General features: G+C 38.5%; 14 protein-coding genes and 1 tRNA gene. 8 read left to right on the top strand and 7 right to left on the bottom strand.

What is annotated here, in order from left to right; genetic code table 11:
• Positions 1 to 82 precede the first annotated feature (82 nt).
• Entirely contained in the window at positions 83 to 706 is a 624-nt protein-coding gene (locus tag BLQ18_RS16935) for a hypothetical protein (protein WP_175443693.1), read from the top strand.
• 50 nt (positions 707 to 756) lie between these two features.
• On the opposite strand, the gene BLQ18_RS00680 is transcribed toward BLQ18_RS16935, so the two are convergent.
• Positions 757 to 829 (bottom strand) — tRNA-Phe (locus BLQ18_RS00680).
• Positions 830 to 929: 100 nt separating this feature from the next.
• Here BLQ18_RS00680 and BLQ18_RS00675 point away from each other — a divergent pair.
• From BLQ18_RS00675 to BLQ18_RS00645, 7 genes are all read left to right on the top strand, one after another.
• Positions 930 to 1,658 (top strand): type III pantothenate kinase, encoded by a 729-nt coding sequence (locus BLQ18_RS00675; protein ID WP_090291673.1) that lies wholly within the window; start codon positions 930 to 932, stop codon positions 1,656 to 1,658.
• Positions 1,659 to 2,924, top strand: a complete 1,266-nt coding sequence (locus BLQ18_RS00670) for a BamG family beta-barrel-assembly machinery protein (protein ID WP_090291671.1) — start codon at positions 1,659 to 1,661, stop codon at positions 2,922 to 2,924.
• Positions 2,925 to 3,026: 102 nt separating this feature from the next.
• Positions 3,027 to 4,397: a hypothetical protein gene (locus tag BLQ18_RS00665; RefSeq protein ID WP_090291669.1), complete on the top strand. Its 1,371-nt coding sequence runs from the start codon at positions 3,027 to 3,029 to the stop codon at positions 4,395 to 4,397.
• A 1-nt stretch (position 4,398) separates the two neighbouring features.
• Positions 4,399 to 5,004, top strand: a complete 606-nt coding sequence (gene lptC / locus BLQ18_RS00660) for an LPS export ABC transporter periplasmic protein LptC (RefSeq protein WP_090291667.1) — start codon at positions 4,399 to 4,401, stop codon at positions 5,002 to 5,004.
• On the top strand, positions 5,001 to 5,201 hold the full coding sequence (locus BLQ18_RS00655) for a hypothetical protein (protein ID WP_090291666.1): 201 nt from the start codon (positions 5,001 to 5,003) through the stop codon (positions 5,199 to 5,201). Before lptC ends, BLQ18_RS00655 begins: the two co-directional genes overlap by 4 nt.
• A gap of 5 nt (positions 5,202 to 5,206) precedes the next feature.
• Positions 5,207 to 6,496 carry a hemolysin family protein gene (locus BLQ18_RS00650; RefSeq protein WP_090291664.1) on the top strand — a complete coding sequence of 430 codons (1,290 nt, stop codon included), beginning with the start codon at positions 5,207 to 5,209 and terminating at the stop codon, positions 6,494 to 6,496.
• Positions 6,497 to 6,580: 84 nt separating this feature from the next.
• Positions 6,581 to 8,701, top strand: a complete 2,121-nt coding sequence (locus BLQ18_RS00645; RefSeq protein WP_090291662.1) for a peptidylprolyl isomerase — start codon at positions 6,581 to 6,583, stop codon at positions 8,699 to 8,701.
• A 53-nt stretch (positions 8,702 to 8,754) separates the two neighbouring features.
• Here the strand turns inward: BLQ18_RS00645 and BLQ18_RS00640 are convergent, their stop codons facing one another.
• The 6 genes from BLQ18_RS00640 to BLQ18_RS00615 all read right to left on the bottom strand — a co-directional run bounded on the left by BLQ18_RS00640 (position 8,755) and on the right by BLQ18_RS00615 (position 17,207).
• On the bottom strand, positions 8,755 to 9,336 hold the full coding sequence (locus BLQ18_RS00640) for a hypothetical protein (protein ID WP_090291660.1): 582 nt from the start codon (positions 9,334 to 9,336) through the stop codon (positions 8,755 to 8,757).
• A 169-nt stretch (positions 9,337 to 9,505) separates the two neighbouring features.
• On the bottom strand, positions 9,506 to 10,888 hold the full coding sequence (locus BLQ18_RS00635) for a RagB/SusD family nutrient uptake outer membrane protein (protein WP_090291657.1): 1,383 nt from the start codon (positions 10,886 to 10,888) through the stop codon (positions 9,506 to 9,508).
• A 10-nt stretch (positions 10,889 to 10,898) separates the two neighbouring features.
• Positions 10,899 to 13,952 (bottom strand): SusC/RagA family TonB-linked outer membrane protein, encoded by a 3,054-nt coding sequence (locus BLQ18_RS00630; protein WP_090291655.1) that lies wholly within the window; start codon positions 13,950 to 13,952, stop codon positions 10,899 to 10,901.
• Between the two features lie 248 nt (positions 13,953 to 14,200).
• A complete protein-coding gene (locus BLQ18_RS16930; protein WP_175443692.1) occupies positions 14,201 to 14,587 on the bottom strand; it encodes a helix-turn-helix domain-containing protein in 387 nt (128 codons plus the stop codon).
• Between the two features lie 395 nt (positions 14,588 to 14,982).
• On the bottom strand, positions 14,983 to 15,891 hold the full coding sequence (locus BLQ18_RS00620; protein ID WP_090291651.1) for a GYDIA family GHMP kinase: 909 nt from the start codon (positions 15,889 to 15,891) through the stop codon (positions 14,983 to 14,985).
• Entirely contained in the window at positions 15,891 to 17,207 is a 1,317-nt protein-coding gene (locus tag BLQ18_RS00615; protein WP_090291649.1) for a hydroxymethylglutaryl-CoA reductase, degradative, read from the bottom strand. The genes BLQ18_RS00620 and BLQ18_RS00615 overlap by 1 nt, the downstream gene beginning before the upstream one ends.
• Between the last annotated feature and the right edge of the window lie 58 nt (positions 17,208 to 17,265).

Here is a 17,265-nt window from a genome sequence, read left to right as displayed (position 1 = left end):
TAGTACATTAAAAGAATGAGGAAATCGCTGGAAGTTAAAAACATGGCAACAAAAACATTTTAGGCGTACTCAGAAATATGGGATGAATAAAAGAGCTTTTAAAATTGTTGGACTTTATATAGTTAGTATAATCTGTATTCTCTGCCATTACTTAATGGACTATTACAACATAATAAATGTACTCTTTCAAAAAACGAATAGAATTCCTCAAGATGGATTTGTAGTACTTCTTCTTACTGGCTTATTCCAATATGGATTATTAATAGTTGGTATATTCATATTCGCAATACTGAGTTTTTTCTTAATTAAAGAAAAGAAAGCTCCAAAAAAGTATAAAAACAAAAATCAAAATGAAATTCTTGAAGTAGGGCATGAATCTTACATGATTCCAGACGAATATTTGAAAACTGAAGCTTCATATAGAATATTTCTACTCAATAACACGGACAAAATTGTAACTATCAAAGATAAATTTACCTTGGAGCCAAATGAATATAAGGTATTCCCTTTTGTAGATACAGACTCTATTTCATTTGACATAGGACCTGAAATTTTTTTCGGAGAATATGGACTTGAAATCAGAGACAAAAAAAGCCAAATAGCTGCAATTGGAGGAGTGTATTGGGAAAAGTACAACGTTCCAAATAGTGTGGATTACGGATTTGTGATAGTGCCTCCAGGTGAAGGTGATATTGCTACTAAATAAAAAGAAGCTAAAAACAAAAAACCCACAAACAAAGTTTGCGGGTTTTTTTGTGGTACCTCCAGGAATCGAACCAGGGACACACGGATTTTCAGTCCGTTGCTCTACCAACTGAGCTAAGGTACCATCGCCTAAAGCGGGTGCAAATATAATTTCAAAATTAGGATATACAAACAAAATCTAGAAAAAAGGCGACGATTTTTTTCCAATTCTCGATCTTTGCAATATGAATCTCGTCATCGACATAGGGAATACATTGGTCAAATACGCTGTTTTTGAGAACAGAACCCTAATTTTTGACCAAAGTTCCGAGTCAGGTCTTTTTCTTTCCAAGATCAAAGAACTTTTTGAGCTGTACCCTAAAATTCGGAAGGCCATTATTTCTTCCGTAGGTACTTTGGACCGAAAAGAACGGGATATTGTTGCCATGTTCTGCAAGGTGCATGTGCTCAGCAATGCTTCCAAAGTGCCATTTAAAAATAGCTATGCTACTCCCCAGACCTTGGGTGTGGACCGTATTGCTCTGGCTACTGCAGCTTTTTACCAAAATCCGCGTGGGAACACCTTGGTGATCGATGCGGGAACCTGCATTACTTACGATATGGTGAACAATTTTGGTGAGTATGTTGGAGGAGCTATTTCTCCTGGGGTGCAGATGCGCTATAATGCCATGCACAACCAAACTGCAGGGCTCCCTCAACTAAAACCAGATGACTTTTTAGATTTTATTGGAAATTCCACAAGCAGCTGTATGCACAGTGGGGTAATCAATGGTGTGGCTAGGGAAGTTGACGGCGTAATTGAACAATATGTGTCTCGCTTTCAAGATTTAACAGTTATTTTAACAGGCGGAGACTCCCATTTTTTTGCCAAAAGGCTAAAAAACACCATATTTGCGAACTCCAAATTTCTCTTGGAGGGGCTTAATTGCCTACTGGAATACAACACAAACTGAATGATTAAAAAACTTTTGATCGCATTTATTTGCGTGACTGCCCATGGACTGTTTGCGCAAAACGGAACCATTTCGCCCTATTCCTATTTTGGTATTGGTGATTCTAGGGACAATGGAACAGTAGACAACCAAATGATGGGGGGAGTAAGCATGTATGGCGATAGTATACATGTAAACCTTTCTAACCCCGCAGCCTATTCCAAGTTGTTGACCACCGCTTATACGGCAGGTATTTCCCATAAGGAATACCAATTAAAAAATTGGACGGAAGAACAAAACACCTCCGTAACCAATTTGGATTATTTGGCCATTGGTTTTCCACTGGCTAAAAATGTAGGCGCTGGATTTGGTATTATGCCTTATTCATCTGTTGGCTATGGACTCAATGTAACCTCTGCAACAAATCAAGGCGCCGAGGTGGCAAGTGCCTTTAGCGGAAGTGGAGGATTGAACAGACTTTTCGCATCCATTGGATTTGAGCCTATCAAAAACCTAAGTTTTGGGGCCACGGTCAATTTTAATTTTGGAACACTTGACTATGAGCGTTTACAAACTGTGGAGGATGTTCAATTTGGAACATTTGATCGTAGGGAATCGAGGGTGAACGGCTATGATTTTAACTACGCCATAAATTATAACCCAACCATAAAGGATAAATATACCCTTTACACATCGGTAGTGATCAATACCCAAGGCAACTTGGTTTCCGAAAATTCACAGACCATTGGTTCTTTCTCTTTGAATACGGGAGAAGATGTGGAAACCATCGATGTGAATTTGGATCGCGATAATTTAAAACATACCGAGTTAAAGGTGCCAACCGAAACCACTTTGGGGTTAGGTTTTGGTGAAAATAAAAAGTGGTTTTTAGGAGCGGAGTACAGTTTTCAAAAAATGAGTGATTTTGAAAACCGCTTTCTAGGTTTGGAGAATGCATCTTATATTGATGCCAGCACCTATGCCTTTGGTGGATACTGGGTTCCTGATTATAGATCTCTATCAGGTTACTTTAATAGAGTTACGTATCGAGCTGGATTGCGCTACGATAAAAGTGGAATGGTGGTGAACAATAAGGAAATAAACAACTTTGGCATAACTTTTGGATTGGGTTTACCGTTAAGCGGAAACTTTTCAAACCTTAACCTAGGATTTGAATTGGGTAGACGCGGAACAACCGATGCTGACCTTATTGAGGAAAGCTATCTAAAAGTGAATATTGGATTATCGTTAAATGACCGATGGTTTCGTAAAACAAAAATTAATTGATCGAAAATTTTTTAATAAATTCATAAATAACCACCCATTACTAATCCATTTTCAGGATTTTTTAATGAAAATTTGTACTTTAACCGCTTTAAAATTAAGAAGATGAAAAAGAGACACTACTTAACAATGTTATTGATCCTTATGTTGACGGGATTAAGTAATGCCCAGGCACAAAACCCAGAGTGCATGACTAATCTTTCCATTTATGCAGAGCACGTAAAGGTAAAAAACTACGATGCTGCATACGAACCATGGAAGATGGTTTACGAAAGTTGCCCAGATATTAACAAGGCTAACTTTTCATACGGAGAAAGAATTCTAAAACACAAAGTTGAGAGTTCTTCTGGTGCAGATAAAGATGGCTACGTCCAAGATTTATTGTCCCTTTACGACAATAGCATTAAATATTTCCCATCCAACTATTCAAAAGCTGATGTTGCAATTGACAAAGCTTTGTTGATGTATGATGAAAAAATGGCTTCCGACGAAGAAATCTTCAATATGTTGGACAAAGGCTTTAAGGAAGATCAAGCCAATTTTGATAACCCTAAAGCATTATACCTTTACTTCTCAAGCTTGGTAGATTTGCACGGTGCAGGTAAAAAAGACCTTCAGGATGTTTTCAACACCTATGATGATGTAACTGGAAAACTTGATGAAGAAAATCAAAAATTGACAGGTGTTGTGACCAAATTGCTTCCAAAAGATTCTTTGGGAACTTTAACTGCAAAGGAGAAAAAGCAATTAAGAGCAGCAACTGTAAATGCTGAATCATTTGGTAAAGTTGCTTCTAGTGTTGATTCTAAATTGGGTGCACTTGCAGATTGTGATAACCTTATTCCTTTGTACGAAAAGAACTTCGAAGAGAGAAAAGGAGATGTAAAATGGGTAAAGAGTGCTGTAGGTAGAATGTTCTCCAAAGAATGTACCGATGACCCAATGTTTAGAAAATTGTTCGAAGCTCAGTTGGCTTTGGATCCTTCTGCTGAAGCATATATGTATGGAGGTGTATTGAAGCAAAAATCTGGCGATATGCAAGGTGCATTGGCCGATTTCAATAAAGCAGCAGAATTGGAAACTGATTCTTATAAGAAATCCAACATCCTATACAAGATTGCAACTACTGTAAGAAGAAGCAGTAAATCTCAGGCAAGAAGCTATGCTTTAAAAGCCGTAGATGCCAATCCAGCAAACGGAAAAGCTTATTTGTTGATTGCTAACCTTTATGCAAGTAGTGCCAACGATTGTGGTAGTACCCCATTCGAGAAAAGAGCTATCTACTGGAAAGCTGCAGAAATGGCAAGAAAAGCTGGACGTGTAGATCCTGCTTTGAGTGGAACAGCTGGTCAAACAGCAGCTAGCTACGATGCTAAAGCTCCATCCAAGGAAATGATCTTTAGCTCTGGTAAAGCAGGACAAACCATCACTTTCTCATGTTGGGTAGGTGGTAGCGTGAAGGTGCCTAGTTTGTAGAGTGAAACAGACTTCTAAAAATATTTTAAAGAGTTTTGCCACGGTTTTTACCGTGGCAATCCTTTTTATGTCCTGTGGTGACGAATATGAAAGAGTTGGAGAGGAGCGTGTAAAACCTATTTTTCCACAAGGTGTTGCACATAATTTCACCTTGACCTATACCGAGACCAAAGAGGCAATGTCGGCGCAAGATTCTGCAGAGTCAAGAATCATAGCCGTGTTGTCCAGTCCAGTGTCCGAGGATTACGACAATCAATATTTTAAGTTTAAAAACTTCCCAGAAGGTCTACGTGTGGATTTCTATGATGACAATGACCAAAAAAGTGTTGTGGTTGCAGACTATGGAATTGTTTATTCACAAACCAATTTAATAGATTTGCAAGGTAATGTAGTGATTGAAACCCACGACGGGAAAAAATTGGAGACCGACCAATTGTTCGTTGATAGAAAGAACAACTGGATTTTTACCGAAGCAGCATTTAAGTACACCAATCCCGAGGACGGAACCGTTATGGATGGTGAAGGGATGGACTTCAATCGGGACTTCAGTTATTTTAAAGCCCACAAGACGTACGGTTTAATGACGATTAAAGAAGAAGACCAATGATCAAAGTTTTACGATATACCGAATACCTATATTTGGCCGTTGCAGCCATTTCCATTTATAAAGTGGCCACCCTTTGGAGTGTTAATCCAAAGGAAACCTACATTTTTATCTTCTTCGCAGTGGTGTCTATCGCCATGTTTGCTTTTAGAAGAAGATATAGGAAACGTTTTGAACAACGACAAAAGGATAATCAATAAGTGCATTGGATAGTTCCATCATAATTATACTTGTATCGCTCTTGTTTTCGGCATTCTTTTCAGGAATGGAGATTGCCTTTGTCTCTGCGAATAGAATTCACATCGAAATAGAGAAAAAACAAGAAGGGTACCTTGCCAAAGTACTTACCTTACTTACCGACAAACCATCAAAATTCATTGCAACCATGCTTATAGGCAATAATATTGCTTTGGTTGTTTACGGACTTTTTATGGGAGAAGTATTGATGAATTGGTTCCAAGGGTTGTTGCCCACCGATTATCAGTTCTTAAATACACTACTTACCGACTTTAGTTTGCTCTCGCAAACGGTGATTTCTACACTGGTCATTTTATTGACCGCTGAGTTTTTACCGAAAGTATTTTTTCAGATTTATGCCAATACCTTGATCAAGGTTTTTGCAGTCCCAGCATACATTTTTTATGTATTGTTTTCTGTTGTTTCTTGGTTTGTCATCAAGGTGTCCGATTTTGTACTTCGCGTATTTTTTAAAACCGAAGGTGATGAGGTACAACTTTCCTTCACCAAATTGGAGTTGGGTGACTATATCACTGAACAAATGGAAACCGTGGAAGAAGAGGATGAAGTCGATTCCGAAATACAGATATTTCAGAATGCCTTGCAATTTTCAACTGTAAAGGCAAGAGAGGTAATGGTGCCAAGAACCGAAATCACGGCGGTGGAAATTAAGGAGACCACTAAAAATCTGGTCAAACTATTTACCGAAACAGGCTACTCCAAAATTTTGGTATTTAAAGATAGTATCGATGAGATTATTGGGTACGTGCACTCCTACGAATTGTTTAAAAAGCCAAAGACCATAAAAAGCATCCTATTGCCTGTGGAATTTGTTCCCGAAACCATGTTGATCCAAGATATTTTGAATGTGTTGATCAAAAAACGGAAGAGTATGGCCGTAGTTTTGGATGAATACGGTGGAACTTCAGGGATTTTAACAGTAGAGGATATTATTGAAGAGCTTTTTGGTGAAATTGAGGATGAGCATGATTCCACGGACCTTCATGAAGAACAAGTTGGCGAATACGAATACAAGTTTTCGGCACGAATGGAGGTGGATTACATCAACGAGAACTATAAATTGGAGCTTCCAGAAGGAGAAGAGTACGAAACTTTGGGTGGTTTGATCGTGAATCAAACAGGTGAAATTCCTGAGCAGGACGCTGAAGTAGAAATAGAAGGATTTACCTTTAAAATATTGGAAGTGTCAAATACCAAAATAGATTTGGTAAGTGTTCAGGTTCATCCTGAAGATTAATAATTTCCACCCCTTTTTTAGCTTTCCTATTTGAAAAGAAAGTGGTATTTTCGCCCACTGAAATTAAAGAAAACAAGCAGTAAAATGGCAATATTAGAGAATATTAGAAAACGAACAACTGTTCTGATTCTTATTATTGGTTTGGCGTTGTTCGCATTTGTAATATCAGGAGTTTTCAGCAGCAATAATTTTTCTGGTGGAAAAGTTGGCTCCTCGGTTGCAGAGGTAAATGGGGAAGATATTTCCATTGACGAATTTAGAGCTGAGGTTGAGACGGCATCCAGAAGATATGGACCTACCGTTACTTCTACCCAATTGGTGAACATGATCTACGATCAAGAAATCCGTAAAACTCTTTTGAACCAACAGTTCGAAGATTTGGGTATTGAAGTGGAAAGTGACCAAATTGTTGAGTTTGTAAAAACTTCAGGGTATGCTCAAATTCCTGATTTCATGGATGAGAATGGATTTTTCAATGAAGCAGTTTTTCTAAGTGCTATTGCCGATTGGAAAGCGAATGACCCATTGCGTTACGATGCATGGTTGCAAGATGAAAAAGCCATCATTCAAGCTGCAAAAGAAAATATTTACTTCAACTTGATCAAAGGTGGCGTTGGCGCTACATTGACAGAAGGTAAATTGGATTACAAATTGGCCAACGACAAAGTAGGTATTCAATACGTACGTGTGCCTTATACTTCTATTCCAGATAGTACCATCGAAGTTTCCAAGAGCGAGATTCAAGCCTATATAGATGATCACAAAATGTTGTTTGAGCAAGATAAAGCTCGAGATATTCGTTTTGTGTACTTTGAAGAAAAACCATCTGCGGAAGATGAGAACGCAGTAAAAGAGTCGATCACTACCCTTTTGGATGATGTGGTTGAGTATTCTGAGGCAAAAGATGCCAATGACACCATCAAAGGTTTTAGAAATACTACCGATATGGCGGCTTTCTTGGATAGAAATTCAGATACGAAATACGATACTATTTACAAGGCCAAAAAAGATCTTCCTTCTGTTGTGGCGGACACCTTGTTCACTTTGGAAATTGGAGATATCTACGGTCCTTATAAGGATGGTGATTTCTATAAAGTATCAAAAATCATGGGCAAAAAAGCCAATGGTTCGGTAAAGGCTAGTCACATTCTTATTTCTTGGGCTGGTGCTGAGCGTGTGAGTCCAACTGTGACCCGTACAAAAGAAGAAGCAGAAACACGAGCTAAAGAGTTATTGGCAGAAGCTAAAAAAGCAGATGTACAATTTACCACATTGGCCAGAGACAATTCTGATGGACCTTCTGCACCTAGAGGTGGAGATTTGGGATATTTCCAAGAAGGGGTTATGGCAGATGAGTTCAACGACTTTAGTTTCGGAAATCCAGTGGGAACTATCGGATTGGTTGAAACACAATTCGGTTACCACATTGTAAAAGTAGATGACAAACAAGATATTCTTCAGGTGGCAACCTTGACAAGAGCTATTGAGCCATCAGAAGAAACCATCAATACTTTGTTTACAGATGCTACCAAATTTGAAATGTCATCCTTGGATGCAGCTGCAGAAGATTTTGGAGATATCGCAAGAGAAAGTAACTATACTGTTCGTCCTGTAAACAAAATCAAGGAAATGGAAGAAAACCTTCCTGGGCTTGGAGCACAACGTAGCATTGTACAGTGGGTATTCAATGATGATACCAGTGTGGGAGATATCCAACGTTTTAATGTGAACAACGGTTATGCTGTGGTACAGTTGACCAAGAAGTACCAAAAAGGGTTAATGACTCCGGAAGATGCTTCGTTCATCGCATTGCCGGAAATTAGAAAAGAGCGTAAAGCAGAACAAATCATAGCAGCCAACCAAGGCAAGGCTATGGATGCAATTGCGTCGTCTAACAATGTAAGTGTAAGCACTGCATCAGCTTTAACGGTTAAATCTCCAACCATTCCAGGTTCAGGTAGAGAGCCTTTGGTGGTAGGGACCGCTTTTGCATTGGACCAAGACCAAACTTCTGGTTTGATCAAAGGAAATACTGGCGTATTTATGGTGAAAGTGACAAACAAGACTGCTGCTCCAGAAGTAGATAACTATAGTACATACGCGCAAAGCTTGCAGACAAGTGCTGCCGCTAGAGTGAATGGTGCAGTTTATAATGCATTAAAAGATAAAGCGGAAATAGAAGATAAAAGAGCTACTTTTTATTAGTAGTTTCATCTAATAGTATAAAAAAACGCCTCCTTTTAAGGAGGCGTTTTTATTTATCGGCTTTCCGTTTCTTCCCATTTCATTTTATAGCAGATGTCCACAATTCTGCCTGTGGAGTCTATACTGATTTCAAAACCTTGTTTGGTTCGGAAATAACCATCCCTCAAAAAGTACCATTTCCCATTTTTAAAGAAGAATTCCCTTTTATCGGGTTTCCAATCGGGGAGGGGGTAAATTTGATCTAAAAGGGATTCAAAATCTGGAGCAGATTGCTCGTTAAGCACAAAATCCTCCTTGATATAACTGGTTAGCTTCGGTAATTGGGTAGTTTCTTTTATAGTTTCAAAAGTGGTAACTAGTGAATCCGTATCTATTACAATAAATTCATTGGTTCGCTGGGTTTTATCCCCATATAAATTATGTGTCTCCAACTCGATATGATAAGCTTTGTGTTTTAAAATTTTTTGAACTGCAGGAACGGTGATTTCAGTATAGGTCCGTTTACAATTTTCCAGCATAAAATTATCTAGTCGAACCGTTGCAATCGAATCGGTCTGTGCCAAAACATTAAGGGTGTTTAACAGTAGAATGCCAAATAGGCATTTACGAGCAAAGATATTTTTGATGTGGAACATAACATTTGCTTTTTGAGTTTATAATCAAACTTAATGGCAAACGCCTTAAAATTATGCTCCCAATTGACGGATGGGTGGTTTGGGTTTATGGAAATAGACTTTTCTTTAAAAAGAAAGGCCACATTTCAATAAATGCGGCCTTTTGGTGATGAAATAATAAACTTATTTTTTAATATCCAGCATTTTGTACCATGTTGGAGTTTGCATTTATTTCACTTATTGGAATTGGGTACGCAAACAAGTTGTTTGGGTATGAAATTGTACCTAAACTGTTCTCGGTAGAACCCCAGAAGGGTATGGCTTGACCTGTTCTCACCAAATCATCAAAACGGAAACCTTCGAACATAAGTTCTTTTCTCCTTTCATTTAATATGTCTTCCTTATTTACAGCAGCATAAGCCAGTGCTCCTCGATTACTGGTAATCAAATTGATTTGAGTGAGTGCATCTCCTCCAGTTTCTAACAAGGCTTCAGCATAATTAAGAATAACTTCTTCATACCTAAATAAAGGAATATTGTCTGCTCCAGTTGCTGTATCGGGGTATTTACCCATATTTCTTAGACGTGTACCGCCATGTTGGTACCCTAAAATATTGGCGCGAACATCTCCCAAATCAAATAAATCAATTACCGTACTAACTACTTGTAGGTCACCGTATCCTCCTGGTTCATCTGCTGGATACCGATAGATATATGACAAAGCATTTGAACCTTGGTTGTCAGCACCACTGAATGCCAATTCAAAAAGAACATTCGAACCTCCATCGCCAGCCCAACTGCTTACATAGGATTCCGCACTAATTATGGAATACATCCCTGAATTAATTACTGACTCGGAAGCAGAGATAGCCCTATTCCATTCTCCAAAATATATGGCAACACGTGCTTCCAAAGCTTTTGCCACATATTTTGAAACAATTGTTTTTGATGTGTCATAGCTTTCATCCATCATATCGAATGCAGTTTGCAAATCGTTGTAGATTGCTGCTTTTACTTCGTCAACTGAGCTTCTGGATGGGAACAAGTCCTCTCCTTTAAATTCGGTGACAATTGGAACTCCAAGGGTGCCACCTGCATGTTGCTGACCATAAACTCTCAATAAGTCATAGTGCGCAAGAGCTCTTAGAATTAAAGCAGCACCTTGTAAGTGCTCACCATAAGCTTGGTCACCCTCTAAAGTAGTTACATCGGTATTGATAATAATATTTGCATTTGCAATCACGTAGTATGCATTGTCCCAAATAAACCCAGTATTAGAGTTATATGCATATTCACCTTGAGTAGTGAATCTCCCAGAATTACCATTTGAAAAGCAGTTATCGGAGCGCACTTCGTTGGTCGCAATCATATCACGGCCATAGTAGCCTGAACTTGTAAGTGAATTGTGCGCACCTTTTAAAATACTATATAGATTGTCTACCTTGGTTACACTACCTTCTACAGCTTTATTTTGTGAAAGGGTAGGTTCAAGACTATCGGCTGTACAAGCTCCAATTAAGATGGTTGCTAGTAACAACAGTCCTCTATTTATTTTTTTTATGGTTGTTTTCATCTTCTTTTTCTTAGAAATTAATATTTACACCTAAAGAAATTGAACGTGTAGGTGGTGTTTCAAGTCCTGTTTCCCCTGGGTCTACCGTACCATTTTGGCTATCAATATCCACTTCTGGGTCGAACAATAAATTTTTATCCTTTACCCAAGTCAATAAATTGTTTCCCCTAAGAAAAACACTCAACTTGGTAAAACCTACAGACTCCAAAGCTCTAGATGGTACATTGTAACCAACAGTCAAAGCTCTTAAACGCATGAAATCCGCATCATATAAATATTTGGAATGTCTTTGCCAAGGAGAAAATGATGAAGAGAAGGCTCCATTTCTTGCGATATCTCCAGGTTGTTGCCATCTGTCTAATAGGGAAGTATAGCCATTAAAAGCTAAAATTGGATAGGCATTTGATTGATTTAGGTACAAATGCCAACCTTCATAAATTTTATGCCCTCCTGCGTAATAACCAGTTGCATTTAAAAAGAATCCTTTAAAAGAAAAGTTCAAATTAAGACCTGCTGTGGTTGTAGGTACAGCGTTGCCACCTTGAAATACCGCTTCGGCTTCATTAAAGTTTTCTGTAGTTTCTCCATCTACACCATTAATATAATATTCTTCAACTCCTGTTTGTGGGTTGACACCTGCCCAAGTTGGCATATACCAGGCATATGCTGGATGACCAGATTCAATTCTGGTTCGAACTGTTGTTATGGTTCGTTCTTCTCCATTTGGGTCAGTTGGTAGCGAAGTTATTTCATTCTCAACTTTAGAGATGTTTCCACCAACGCTTAAACTAACATCTTCTGTATTGACAATGTTGAAGTTAAGGTCAATTTCAAAACCCTTGTTAGTTAGTTCTCCAATATTTTGAACTTGACTTGCAAAACCAGTGGTCTCTGATAATGGAACATCCAATAAAAGATCTTTAGAATCTCTATTAAAGTAAGCCACACTTCCACTTATTCCATTATTAAGTAATCCAAAATCAATTCCAACGTCCAAGGTATTGGAGGTTTCCCATGTTAGTTCATCATTTCCGAACGTATCAACATACTGCGCGCCTTCTCCTCCGTAGTCAGCAGCATACCCAAATAAAGATTGATATTGGTTAAGGCCAATTAAAGCATTACCTGTTACTCCATAGGAAGCTCTTAGTTTAAGGGCATTCACAATTTCTGAATCGGCTAAAAAAGCTTCTTTATTCAAGTTCCAAGCTGCACCTACTGACCAGAAGTTACCCCAACGATTATCTTTGCTAAAACGAGAGTTTCCTTCTCTTCTTAAAGATAAATCCAAAACGTAACGACTATCAAATGCAGAATAATTTAGCAATCCCATATAAGCACCTACATACCAATCGCTAAATGATGAGTTAATGCCAGTCGGGGTTCCAAGATTATCAAGGTTTTGTAATCCTTCATCTGCAAAATTCTGCCCATCACCTCCTAAAAAGTAACGACGGTTGGATTGATATTCTTGAAGTGCCTTGAATTTGAACCTATGATCATCGTTGACATCAAAATTATAGTCTACGAAATTTTGAAAGACATAGAAAACATTGGTTCGATCATATTGACTTGCATCACCACTCGTTGCTGCTCCGTAACCATAAGTTGGATTCGAATATGTTCTAAAGTTGTATAATTGAAAATCAACATTAAATGTAGATCCGAAAGTAAAGCCTTCTGCAAAGTCCCAAGTAACGGAGTTGTTCGTTACAATACGGGTTAATCTATTTTTACTGGTATTATTTTCCGTTAGATATATGGGATTGGGTAAAGAACCTCCAAAAAGGTTGTATGTTCCATCTGGGTTATAAGGAAGTGATAGTGGAGAAATAAAATATTTTACTGTACGCGGGCTCTCAAAATATGCACTTGTTTCCAAGAATGCATTTTGTTCCATATGTGATGCTTGATTGCTTGAAGAGAATGTAATGTTATCGGTTAAATCTTTGGAAAAGTTTAAAGAACCAGAGATTCTTTCAAAATCAGAACCAATGACAGTTGCTTCCTGTTGCATATAACCGAGAGAAGCAAAAAAGGTATTGTCAACTCCCCCACCGGAAGCAGAAAAACTATGTTGTTGAATAATGGCATCTTTATTGGCTACAGCTCTGTCCCATCGTGCTTCAGGACGGCCATTTGCATCCCATTCTGCGAAGTCACTTGCTAGAAGGTCCTGAATTGCATCATCTTTTGAGGCATAGAAGCCATCGTTGTAAAATGCTTCGGCAGCTAGTTCCAATCGATTGGCGGCTGATAATGGCACCGGACCCTGAATAGCATCGTTTTGAAACCCATAGCTGCTATTTAAGCTAAAAACTGTTTTACCTGCTCTACCACTTTTTGTTGTAATTAAGATGACCCCATTAGATCCACGTGCTCCATATTGAGCTGTAGCTGAGGCATCCTTTAGTACTGTAATGGATTCAATATTACTCTGGTCCAAACCAGCCAAAGCTGAAAGTGAAGAATAAGCACCACTTGAACCAACATTACCATTTGAAACTGGGACACCATCAATAACATATAAAGGCTCATTACCTGCAGTAATGGAGCTTATACCACGAATTCTAATGTTTGCTGTTGATCCAGGAGTACCAGATGTGGCAGAGACTGTAAGTCCAGAAACATTTCCTTGTAAGGCTTGATCTACAGATGGAGCAATAATTTCCCCTAATTTTTCTGCTTCAACCTTTACCACAGATCCTGTTATATCTGAACGTCTTTGTGAAGTGTATCCAGTAACAACAACTTCTTCAAGAGTTTGTGTGTCTGCTTCCATTTGAATATTAATAATGGTTGCTGCCCCAACGGTTCTTTCAACCGTTTTTTGCCCGATGTAACTAAACCGAAGTACTTGACCTGCACTTGCGGTAATGGTATAGTTTCCATCAAAATCGGATTGGGTTCCGTTGCTGGTGCCAACCACGAGAATGGAAACCCCAGGTAATGGTAAACCATCTTGGTCGGTAACGGTACCGGTTACATTTTTTTCTTGTGCCAATGCCGCCGTGAATACACAGACCAATAGCATTAGCGACAGCCAATAATTTTTCGCTTTCATAAAAATTAATTAAGAGTTAGTTATAGCAACCGTCCAAGGCGGGTGATAAAATCTTGACTTTGTAGGCTAATTCAAATAATCAATCTTCCGTAACAATGAAAACTAAATAAACAGGAAGAATAAGATTTAGAGTCCCGCCCTTTTAGGTTGCTCAGCAAAAAAAGGGAAAGAATGTACGGGGTTTGTAAAGGCTTAAGAACCTTTACAATGAGCCCGATAAAGGTTAACATTAACAGTTAGGTGTGGTATTAAGCGGCCTTTACCATAAATTCTGTTGGTGTGGATCCAGTAACCTTTTTAAAGGCCTTGTAAAAAGAGACCCGGTTGTTAAAACCACATTGATAAGCAATATCGGAGATGGATTCGGATGAGTTTTCAAATCCATTACATAGCTTAATTTTAGCATCTTTAATTCTATAGGAATTGATGAAATCGTAAAAACTTAGGCCAAAGTTTTCGTTGATGACTTGGGAGGCATGATGCCTTGAAATATCCAATAGGTCTGCGATGTGATTTAATCGGATTTCATGGTTGAGGTAGAGTTTTTTGGAATCCATCAGATTTTCCAATTTGTCTTTAAGTTCTAATGAAAAGGACTCGGACAATCCAGTTTTTTCATATTTGTTCTGTTTCATTTGTAGAGTTCCCAAATGATAAACTGATTGGTCAAGAATTTTTGGGAACCGTATCAATACAAATATGATAACCGCGTATAAAAGCAAAGGGATTAAATGTGAAAAGACCAGAACAGTGTTAATTTGTCCATCTGACTTAAACCAACTGAATGAAAGAATTCCAACAGAATAAACAAATAAAAAAAAGAAAATGAAGAGCAGGTTTTTGGTGATGGTCTGCCCGTTTTTTTTGGTAAAAAATGGGGTTTGATTCCAAATTGACATAGCTATCTTTTTTGGTTTTCTGGAATCAAAATGCAAAAAACAAGTCGTTTAGCTACTCGCCAATTGACGGATGCCCGTTTTGAATTTATGGATAGGTGTAAATTTGAAACGGATACGAATAAAATTAACTTTTACAGCTCCAATTTAGCATAAGGAATTACAGTTTCGTACCCTTTGCTTTTAAAATAGTCCAATGCTTTAAAATCTCCAGTGGCCAAAACAAAATCGCCGCCCCAAGCGCCAAGACTTTTTATAGCTCCAAAATAATCTGGGAATAGCCGTTCTTTAATCGGAGCTATTTGAAGTACTTCCGAAAGCAAAGTTTCATGCTCTTCCATCAATTGTTCAAATCCAGCCAAAGTATCGGCCAAAATCATTTTTTTGGTTTTGGCTGAGATGTCTTTGACCAATTTGTCTTTGTCAATGGAAAGGTTTCGATAGGCCTCAATGGCCTCTTTGCTACTTTGTTTTTGATTGAGGTGTACAAAAAACAAGGAGTCTTTAAAAATGGGATTGAATGTTACTTCCTCAATCTCAGGGATACCATTGTTTAATTGGTAGGTGATTGGGGAGTTGTACTGTGCGCAGGCAATATCATACCCACTACCACCAAAGGCATTCCAAAGCAATTTATAAGCATCTACACGGGCCCATTGTGCCACATTATTAATTAATGTAGAAGAAGTGCCCAAGCCCCAAGAGCGAGGAAAATCTAAATAAGTTTCTATTTTAAAGCCCTCACTATCGGTCAGCAATAGGGGATTTTGGGCATTGGCCTCCAACAAAATCGTAATTAAAGATTGTGCTGTTTTTTGATCTGTGGTGGATTTTATTTCAAAATTATCCAGATTAAAACTGGCCGAAAACCACGCTGCATTTTGTTCATCAAAACTGGTCCATTCCAAAAGCCCCGTTTCGGTAGGAGTCACATGTAAGGATTGACCATAACTTGTTGGGATCGCAAAGCCCAAGGCGCCATCCAATATGGCATATTCGCCAGATAGTAATAGTTTTCCGTTGCTGTAAAACTCCTTTTGCATTATTGTGTTTGTATGTTTTTCAAAGCCTCTTGCACCGAAGCATTGGTTACTGTATTGTGTTTAAAATGTTCCACCAATTGCTTTTTTTCATCCTCCGAAGCGCCCATTTGGTTGAGCATGTTCAGCAAGTGCATTTTCATGTGCCCTTTTTGAATTCCTGTGGTCACCAAACTGCGAACCGCTGCAAAATTTTGGGCCAATCCAGCTACAGCAACAATTTTCATTAACTGTTGTGCCGATGGGTGTTGTAGAATTTCTAATCCCAATTTCACCATTGGGTGCAAAGTGGTCAATCCACCCACAGTACCCAAAGCCAAAGGAACTTCAATCCAAAATTTAAATATTCCATCTTCAACACAAGCATGGGTGAGGCTAGAATACTGACCTTCTTTAGCGGCATAGGCATGAACTCCTGCTTCTACAGCTCTAAAGTCATTTCCAGTAGCAAGGATTACTGCATCAATTCCGTTCATAATGCCCTTGTTGTGGGTTACGGCTCGATACGGTTCTACGTTGGCAATATTCACAGCTTGCACAAATTTTTTGGCAAATTCTTCCGCTGGCATGTCATCATTTCCAAGCTCGGCGATTGGACAACTCACTTCTGCCTTTACCAAACAATTGGGTACATAGTTTGAAAGGATGCTCATTACCACTTCCATATTTTTCTCTTCTTCTGAAAAAGCCTCAAACATATTTGCTTGCTCTTTTAAAGTGGCAGCAAATTGTTCCAAACAGGAGTTGATGAAATTGGCACCCATTGCATCCAACGTCTCAAAAGTACAGTGCAATTGATAGTATCCGTCAATTTTGTCACTAAAATCCCGTAGTTCGATATTGTTGATGCCCCCACCACGTTTTTCCATGTTTTTGGTAATGGATGAAACGCTGCTCAACAATTCGGGTTTTAGGATATCAAAGAAACTTTTAAGTTTTTCAGCATCACCTTTATATATAAAGTGTACCTGTCCAACTTTTTCAGTTCCTAGAATCTCTGTTTTAAACCCTCCTTTTTCCAACCAAAATTTGGCCGACTTGCTCGCTGCAGCCACCACAGAACTTTCTTCTATCGCCATGGGAATGGCAAAAAGTTCGCCATCAATCAAAAAATTAGGGGCAATCGCAAATGGCAAATAATAATTGGAAAGGGTATTTTCTATAAACTCATCGTGTAATTTTTGGACTTCCGAATCCGAATTCCAATACCGTTCCAACAATTGAATAGTGGCCTCGGGGTCATCGGTGCAATTATGTGCAATCCAATTTATTTTATCGGTTTTGGAGAGTTTGGAAAAACCTTCAACAGGTGAGTTCATAGTGTTGGGTTAAAAGGATTCAAATATACGGATATTGGGATTTTTGAAGAGGGTCTCT

This window comes from Flagellimonas zhangzhouensis (assembly GCF_900102925.1).
GTDB lineage: Bacteria > Bacteroidota > Bacteroidia > Flavobacteriales > Flavobacteriaceae > Flagellimonas > Flagellimonas zhangzhouensis.
Note: the sequence above shows the minus strand (reverse complement) of the source record. Positions and strands in the feature narration are given on the sequence as shown.

What these genes read in the sequence shown, in the direction of transcription:
- BLQ18_RS00630 (WP_090291655.1), bottom strand. Translation starts at nt 13,952, where the DNA reads ATGAAAGCGAAAAATTATTGGCTGTCGCTAATGCTATTGGTCTGTGTA.
- BLQ18_RS00620 (WP_090291651.1), bottom strand. Translation starts at nt 15,891, where the DNA reads ATGCAAAAGGAGTTTTACAGCAACGGAAAACTATTACTATCTGGCGAA.
- BLQ18_RS16930 (WP_175443692.1), bottom strand. Translation starts at nt 14,587, where the DNA reads ATGAAACAGAACAAATATGAAAAAACTGGATTGTCCGAGTCCTTTTCA.
- BLQ18_RS00675 (WP_090291673.1), top strand. Translation starts at nt 930, where the DNA reads ATGAATCTCGTCATCGACATAGGGAATACATTGGTCAAATACGCTGTT.
- BLQ18_RS00645 (WP_090291662.1), top strand. Translation starts at nt 6,581, where the DNA reads ATGGCAATATTAGAGAATATTAGAAAACGAACAACTGTTCTGATTCTT.
- BLQ18_RS00655 (WP_090291666.1), top strand. Translation starts at nt 5,001, where the DNA reads ATGATCAAAGTTTTACGATATACCGAATACCTATATTTGGCCGTTGCA.
- BLQ18_RS00670 (WP_090291671.1), top strand. Translation starts at nt 1,659, where the DNA reads ATGATTAAAAAACTTTTGATCGCATTTATTTGCGTGACTGCCCATGGA.
- BLQ18_RS16935 (WP_175443693.1), top strand. Translation starts at nt 83, where the DNA reads ATGAATAAAAGAGCTTTTAAAATTGTTGGACTTTATATAGTTAGTATA.
- BLQ18_RS00615 (WP_090291649.1), bottom strand. Translation starts at nt 17,207, where the DNA reads ATGAACTCACCTGTTGAAGGTTTTTCCAAACTCTCCAAAACCGATAAA.
- BLQ18_RS00665 (WP_090291669.1), top strand. Translation starts at nt 3,027, where the DNA reads ATGAAAAAGAGACACTACTTAACAATGTTATTGATCCTTATGTTGACG.
- BLQ18_RS00640 (WP_090291660.1), bottom strand. Translation starts at nt 9,336, where the DNA reads ATGTTCCACATCAAAAATATCTTTGCTCGTAAATGCCTATTTGGCATT.
- BLQ18_RS00635 (WP_090291657.1), bottom strand. Translation starts at nt 10,888, where the DNA reads ATGAAAACAACCATAAAAAAAATAAATAGAGGACTGTTGTTACTAGCA.